The organism is Geobacillus thermopakistaniensis (assembly GCF_000498995.1).
Taxonomy (GTDB): domain Bacteria; phylum Bacillota; class Bacilli; order Bacillales; family Anoxybacillaceae; genus Geobacillus; species Geobacillus thermoleovorans.
Map to the genome: position 1 here is coordinate 57709 of NZ_AYSF01000053.1, position 6919 is coordinate 64627.

6 protein-coding genes are annotated in these 6919 nt (G+C 48.8%); 1 reads left to right on the plus strand and 5 read right to left on the minus strand.

What is annotated here, in order from left to right:
• Positions 1-29 precede the first annotated feature (29 nt).
• The 3 genes from T260_RS128105 to T260_RS128095 are packed head-to-tail and all read right to left on the minus strand — an operon-like array spanning position 30 to position 3204.
• Positions 30-1412 carry a bifunctional metallophosphatase/5'-nucleotidase gene (locus T260_RS128105; protein ID WP_011232453.1) on the minus strand — a complete coding sequence of 461 codons (1383 nt, stop codon included), beginning with the start codon at positions 1410-1412 and terminating at the stop codon, positions 30-32.
• Positions 1413-1429: 17 nt separating this feature from the next.
• Positions 1430-2332 (minus strand): sulfite exporter TauE/SafE family protein, encoded by a 903-nt coding sequence (locus T260_RS128100; protein WP_011232454.1) that lies wholly within the window; start codon positions 2330-2332, stop codon positions 1430-1432.
• A gap of 23 nt (positions 2333-2355) precedes the next feature.
• Entirely contained in the window at positions 2356-3204 is an 849-nt protein-coding gene (locus tag T260_RS128095) for a DUF72 domain-containing protein (protein ID WP_011232455.1), read from the minus strand.
• Positions 3205-3399: 195 nt separating this feature from the next.
• Here T260_RS128095 and T260_RS128090 point away from each other — a divergent pair, with 195 nt between their 5' ends.
• The gene (locus T260_RS128090) at positions 3400-4032 is read left to right on the plus strand and encodes a LysE family translocator (RefSeq protein ID WP_011232456.1); all 633 of its coding nucleotides are present in this window, start codon (positions 3400-3402) and stop codon (positions 4030-4032) included.
• A gap of 109 nt (positions 4033-4141) precedes the next feature.
• Here T260_RS128090 and T260_RS128085 read toward each other — a convergent pair whose 3' ends face one another.
• A complete protein-coding gene (locus T260_RS128085; RefSeq protein ID WP_236620439.1) occupies positions 4142-5041 on the minus strand; it encodes a hypothetical protein in 900 nt (299 codons plus the stop codon).
• Between the two features lie 61 nt (positions 5042-5102).
• Positions 5103-6155 carry a hypothetical protein gene (locus tag T260_RS128080; RefSeq protein ID WP_023634074.1) on the minus strand — a complete coding sequence of 351 codons (1053 nt, stop codon included), beginning with the start codon at positions 6153-6155 and terminating at the stop codon, positions 5103-5105.
• Positions 6156-6919 lie beyond the last annotated feature (764 nt).

Sequence of the window (6919 nt, forward strand, 5' to 3'; positions counted from 1 at the left end):
GTATGAAGCATGGAAAAAGAAGTGCCTGCCTATTGGGCCAATTTCCAAGCGAGAAGATCGCGCAAAAACTCCGGCATGTAATACGTTTTTTCCGCCGCCCGCTGAATTTGCGGATAAAAGTGGCCGATCGCAAACATATCGGTCGTCGCCACCTCATACGTGCGCTCGGGATCGAGCGGCTCGCCGTTGATCATAATGCGGCGGATATGCCATTGACCGTCCTCCTCGAGCCCGGCCTCGATGTCCACGCCGTCGTACACCATTTCCCCCATCACTTCGCCGCGGAAGCCAAACCCTTTAAACTGCCAATGCTTCATCCGTTCCGTGTTGGCCTCAAGGATAATCTCTTTGAGCTCCGCGCCGCGCAGCTTCACCTTGCACGGGTTGAGCGGATGCGGGCAAATGCGATGCAAATCTTTTTTCGTCACCGGCCCTTTCGCAAGCGGCGCAAGCAGCACGCCGGCGTTAACCATGCCAATGTCCGCTTGGCACCACTCACGCAAAGCGGAAGCAAGCAAATTCCCAAGCGGCGACGGGGCGAACCAGTCAAGCGGCAAGTCATCATGGAGCACGGCGACTTGTTCCGCTTCAAGCCGCGCCAAACTTTCCTGCTCAAGACAAACAAGATGGCGCTCGACCGCCTCGGAGCGGGGCAATGGTTCGACATCCACGACCGTCGCGGATGCCCTGGACAGCCGGTTTTGGTCAATCTCCAGCTTGACCACCCCAACATATTTTCCGTATTTCCCCGCCGCGCAAAGCAGTGTTTGATTCAATGTTTTTCCTTCTGGAAACACATGGTGGGTGTGAGCGCCTAAAATAATGTCCACGCCTGGGATCGTCGCAGCGATTTTTTCATCCTCATTCACCCCAAGATGAGACAGCACAACGACGCAATCGGCCTTTTGCCTCACTTCCTCCACCGCCGCTGCCAACATGTCAAACGGCGGAACGATCTTCCAGCCGAGCAGCTCGTAAAAGTGAGAAAACGGAGCGGTGGCGCCAACCACCCCAATGCGAAACGTCTCCGTCGCCGGGATGACGACATACGGCAGCGCCCAATGCGGCCGCACGCCATCGCGGCGAAACAAATTGGCGACAACGACCGGAAACCGAGCCTGTTCGTACAACGTATCCAGTTCATCATGATCAAGGGTGATCCCTTCGTTGTTGCCGATCGTCACCGCATCATAGTGAAGATCGTTCAATAAGTCCACATTCGCTTTTCCACGCGTCGCCTCGGTAATCGGGTGCACGCGGTCGAGAAAATCGCCCACATCAAACAAAAGCATCGCCTCGTTGCGCGCGCGATGCTCCCTTCTCCGTTCTGACAAAAAGCGGGCGATTTGCGGCCAATGTTCAAAATGGCTGTGCACGTCGTTCGTATGATAAATATAGACGGTTTGCTTCAATGCGCAAGCCTCCTTGGTTACGAAAAACTTTCGATCACAAGCCGAAGGCCAAGCAAAACGAGCACCATCCGAAGCACGACGACAAGCGTCCGGCTTGGCATCCGCTTATTGATCCACGCCCCGGTTTTCGCGCCGATCCATACGCCGGGAATGAGGGCAAGGGCAAACGACCATTGCACATTTCCCATCGCGACATGGGTGAGAGAACCGACGAGCGAGGACAAAAAAATCATCAACATCGACGTGGCGACCGCCACATGGGGCGGAAAGCGAAACAGCACGATCATCGCCGGCACCATGAGCGAGCCGCCGCCAATGCCAAACAACCCGCCGAAAAAGCCGACCACAAACGCGATGGCGATCGCGGCGAGCGGATAATAGCCGTACACGAACGTCTCCCCGTTCCGCTCCGTGTACGTGCGCATGACTTTCCGCGCCCACCACGATGCCCGTTTCAAGCGGGTTTCCGCTTTCGTCTCGGATCGGGATGACTCCCGTTCATTCTCCGTCGCCGCCGCCGTCTCGTCAGCCGAACGCTTCGTTTTCTTCCGGCTCAGCGACAAAAAGAGCGACATGGCGATTAAAAACAGCCCAAAATACAATGAAAAATGAGCGGCGCTCAGCGTATTGTTCACCCAAGCGCCGATGACCGCCCCGGGAACGCTGCCAAGGCAAAAGAGCAAGCCGCTTTGATAGTCGACCATTTTGTCTTTCATATACGACAATGTGGACGATAAGCCATTGAAAATAATGACGACAAGCGACGTGCCGACCGCCACTTGCGGCGTCACCGCCGACAGCCAGCCGAGCGCGCCGAAAAACAGAAGCGACGGCACGATGATCACCCCGCCGCCAAGGCCGGCCAAACTGCCGACCGTCCCCGCGATAAAGCCGATCAAGACAAGCAACGCATACGCCATCCTCCATCCCCCTCTTCCCCGCTTCAAAACAAACCAAGCTGCCGCGGCGCCAGGCCCGTGTACTCAATGCCAAGCAAATCGATCAATTGTTTGGCGTTGTCGGCGGCATCGCCGCCGGAGTTGTTGTTAAACAGCACGTAAATCTGTTTCGTTTTTTGTTTTAATGCCTCTATATGGCGCACCCACTCGCGCAGCTCGCGCTCATTGTACCGGTATAAATAGCGGACCGCCCTCCAGTTCTCGCCGGCCGTCGCCTTGTTCCAGCCGTGGACATTCCGTCCGTGCAGGCGGATGAGCGTCTTTTCCCGGTCGGTCGGATGCAAAACGGTCGGCACCGACCCTTCCCCCGCCTGCGGCTCGTCGCAAATTGTGTGAATCCACCCTTCCTCTTCCATAAAGTGAAGCGTTTTTTCATAAAAGCGCGGCGAAAACCATGATTGGTGCCGAAATTCGAGCGCCGCCGGCACCTCCCCCATCCGCGCTTTTGTCCAGCGCAAGTACGCCACATGCTCGCGCCGACAGTCAAACCACGGCGGAAACTGAAACAGCACCATCGCCAATTTCCCCGCTTCCTGAAACGGCGCGATCGATTCCAGAAACGCGGCAAACATCGCTTCCTTGCTTTCATACGGAATCGGGCCGCGCTCATGCCCGGTCATTCCTTGGTATGCCTTCACGATAAACTGAAACGACGGCGGCGTCTCGCGAATCCACTTTTCCACGTTCGAACGCGGCTGAATGGCGTAAAAGTACGAATCGACCTCGACCGTCGGAAAATGGGCCGCGTATTCCAGCAACTTGTCTTTCGCCGCAAGACCTGGCGGATAGAGGTTGTCATGATCCCCCCAACCAGTCAGTCCGATGTAAATCATCACGATCACCAATTCGTTCGATTTCCAGCTATCTTCACTATACCATAAGCGCGGGCGGCGCGAAATAAAAATGACCGCCGCACCATCAAGGGCAATGTCAGTTCATAGATTCATAACGTCCATAATTTACAATCGAGGAACGATTGCGATACAATGATACCCATCGAAACATTCTGACAATGGGAGGGCTGTCCAATGATCCATCTGTACCCGTTTCTTCTCTTATCGATATTTTTGATTGTGCTGCCCGGCCCCGACACAGCGGTGGTGACCAAAAACACCATTTCCGCAGGGAAGATCGGCGGCTTGAAAACCGCACTAGGGGTTTGCTGCGCCTTGTTTCTCCACACCGCCGCGGCGTCGCTCGGGCTTTCCGCCGTCATTATGCAATCGGCCTTGCTGTTTTCGATCCTGAAGTATGTGGGTGCTGTGTACTTAACGTATTTAGGCGTTAAGGCATTATATGGGGTCATGAAAAAAGGCGAAGCCCCCAGTGTGGAAACGGACATCAGAGGAGGAGGAGAACATACCGCCTGCTTCAAGCAAGGGTTTCTGACCGATTTCTTAAATCCGAAAGTGGCGGCCTTTTTCTTAACCTTTTTGCCGCAATTCGTAGCACCGGGCTCGCACTCCTTTGTTCCGTTTCTCCTGATGGGGGCGGCTTATACGGCGATGACCGCGATATGGTTTTTGTTTTACATTTCCTTCATCCATTATATCAGCGATTTCATGAAGCGGCCGAAAACGAAGAAATGGATCGAAGGCATCACGGGCACGGTGATGATCGGGTTCGGCATCAAATTGGCGCTTGAAAAAGTCCAGAGCTAAACAGGAAGACCGGGCGCGGCTGAACAGAGCCGCCTGGCATGTGAAATGAAAGACAGGGGAGCGCCCAAAAAGAGCGCTCCCCCGAAACAAAACGTTCGATCCCGCTTCATCACGGTCGGATTGAGATTCGGATCACCGGAGACTTGAACATCACCGCGTCAGCCTTCTCATTCCAGTTATAAACATCTTGGAAGGAAAACAAGTCGTTTTCTCTCCATGTCCGATTAGCATGAACATAAAATCCCTCAACATCGATATACGTTTGCGCGTGATCTGAAGGGACGATTTCAGAATACACATATCCGAAGTGGCGGCTGTTTTCCTTGTGCAGGGAATTTTTGATCATATACCCCACAACAGAAGATTGATAGGGTTTCCTAATATGTTGTATGCTGACGTGAGATGCATCCCGATACGTCTTGTAGGAGCTATAAAGCTGATGATAATCCACAACCGCATTTTCTGTCGTCAAAATCCCGTAAAAATCCGTCTCCTTTTCTTTCGGATCTATAAGCCATTCATACGACAAGACGACGGCATATCGATGGTCTTCTCGATTTAACAAGGAAACGGATATGGTCAATTCCATGATGTTCTTTTTTTGATCGGTGTAAATCGTTGACGCGGTGCATAATTTCTGTTTCTCGATATTGCACCGGATCATTTGATAATCCGCCTGTTTCTTGAAAATCTCCTTCACCGTTTGTTCATCGAGCTCATGCCATTGATTCGCCGCACTTCTCGCGCGAAAAAAATCCATCTCCTCCCGATTCAGGTGCCGAATCTCTTCTTTCGTCATCCCCAGCCGAAAGAAAGACGCAGCCTCCTTGTTTTTGAGCTGTTGGTTGACTTTATTGGCGTTTTCCGGCTCTCTGATGAGGCTTTCTATCTCTTCTTGATCAAAACCTTGCCTTTTTGCATCCAAATGATGAGCCTGTAAATTCATCTCCTGATGATCGCAGCCAACTAGCATTGTACACAACAAAACATAACGGAGGATCCGTTTCAATGATAAGCCACCCTTCACCGTAAATATCGATTCGCGGCAAATCAGACATAACACAGTAATTTCATCTTGTAAAGGAAACTGCCGCGTTTGGTATTTGGATATAACTTGTCGTTCCTGAAACAGAAATTGACGCTCCTAGCGGCATCGATACACTAAACGATGAACTCCATCCCGTCTTCATATGCGTATAATTGGCATATGCAGAAGAACTCGTTCCAGAGCTCCACACAAATTCAGCATACGTATATCCTGAGTCATCTTGCGCATGTATCCACTTCCCATTGTATTGCCAAAATTCTTGATGCGTAGAAGAATTTCTGTCTAATTTATGAACATATCCTGTAGAAAATTTATATGTTGCACCATTAAAGTACGAAGTCCTTTCTGCTACATAACCATAATTATCATAGTACTCAGTTGTCCAACTTCCAAATATTGATTCATAATTTACAGTCAAAGCTTCTTTATGCCCAGTTCCAAATAAGTCAACATGCCTTTCGTTGGAATCATTGACCCAATCAAAATCAGAAACAATTGCATATTTCGATGAATGGGTGACAGCAACAGTCAGTTTCACCATCGATGATGAGTTTGATCCATTGCAGGTATTGTCCGGATCACATAAAGAGGTAATTAATGTTACGTTAGGGTTCTTTTTTATTTCATCATAATATGCCTCTCGCTGTTTTTTGTTCTCCTCAAACTCGTATTTCGTGATAGGAATTAGCTCTCCATTATTTTCATCGACTTTGAAGTACGAAACATTCACATCTACTAATTCAGGCTCCTCCATATTCTTAAAATGATCCCAATCATTTAGTGTGAAATGCTCAATTCGTTCCTTAGTAAATCCAAAGTGAGCCAAAAATAAAATATCCTTCTTTTTTAGTTTCAAATTCCTTACATCCTTATTTTTAAAATCTATATCTGCTACATCAAATTTATTTGCTTTTAGATCTTTAATATCTTCCTTAGAAAAACCAAGTAATTCTAACATTCTATTTACATTCTTAGCGTTTTTATCACTAGTTATGTTACTAGCTGATGCTAAAGGTACCATAGCTGAAAAGAGCATTACGAACATAAACAAACTAAATGATAAAAGTTTTTTCATTAAAACTCCTCCTAATCTATAAAAAGATATCGCCTACAACACTTCTTTACTTATACATAAGGCTCCATTTGAAGTCCTCCAAATGACTAAACCAAAGGAGTTGATTACGCCACCTAAAACAGGTTATGAAGGGATTTAAACAGATGATGGAAAATAATTATTGGATCCGCTTCATGGATTTAGCGATTTAGCACAAGAGAAAATCGAGCATCCTTTGTAACACTATTTATGGCGTATTTAAACTTTTTGCCTACAGAGCGCGATCGAAAGCTAGGTGAGTGGTAAAATCCCAAAATCCGGAATTCCTTACGCATATGACAATCCAGTGGACGAAGCTCATGTGTGGTTCATGGAAGAAGTGATTGAAACGGTGTTCTCTGTCATCGTGGACCAGTATCGTATCACAAGAAATTCGCGCTAATTCGATTTTATGGTTTGAAGTGACACTAGATTGGCGTCTTGTTCGTGTATTCGCTTGCAACACTCCGTCTAGTTGAACGCCAGCGATGAACTAGCACCATGGTGTAAATTATCACTTTATTTCCGCACAAAAAAGACTCTTTTTTGCACATTCCTTCGGAATATCCCTCTCCCCCTTTCCGAAAGAATGTGCTAAATTTTTTGTGAATTATTTCGGAATGGGACATGGGTGATTTCCAGAGGGGGGACGAGGACGTGATGGCGAACACGAGCGGCGCGTCCGTCCGTTTCATTGCCCTTCTCCTTTTGCTTCTTGTTTTCGAGAAAAAGCAGCCTGCGCTTCT

Excerpts from the sequence above, each read along its gene's own strand:
- T260_RS128080 (WP_023634074.1), bottom strand. The coding sequence starts at position 6,155 with ATGAAAAAACTTTTATCATTTAGTTTGTTTATGTTCGTAATGCTCTTT.
- T260_RS128100 (WP_011232454.1), bottom strand. The coding sequence starts at position 2,332 with ATGGCGTATGCGTTGCTTGTCTTGATCGGCTTTATCGCGGGGACGGTC.
- T260_RS128090 (WP_011232456.1), top strand. The coding sequence starts at position 3,400 with ATGATCCATCTGTACCCGTTTCTTCTCTTATCGATATTTTTGATTGTG.
- T260_RS128095 (WP_011232455.1), bottom strand. The coding sequence starts at position 3,204 with ATGATTTACATCGGACTGACTGGTTGGGGGGATCATGACAACCTCTAT.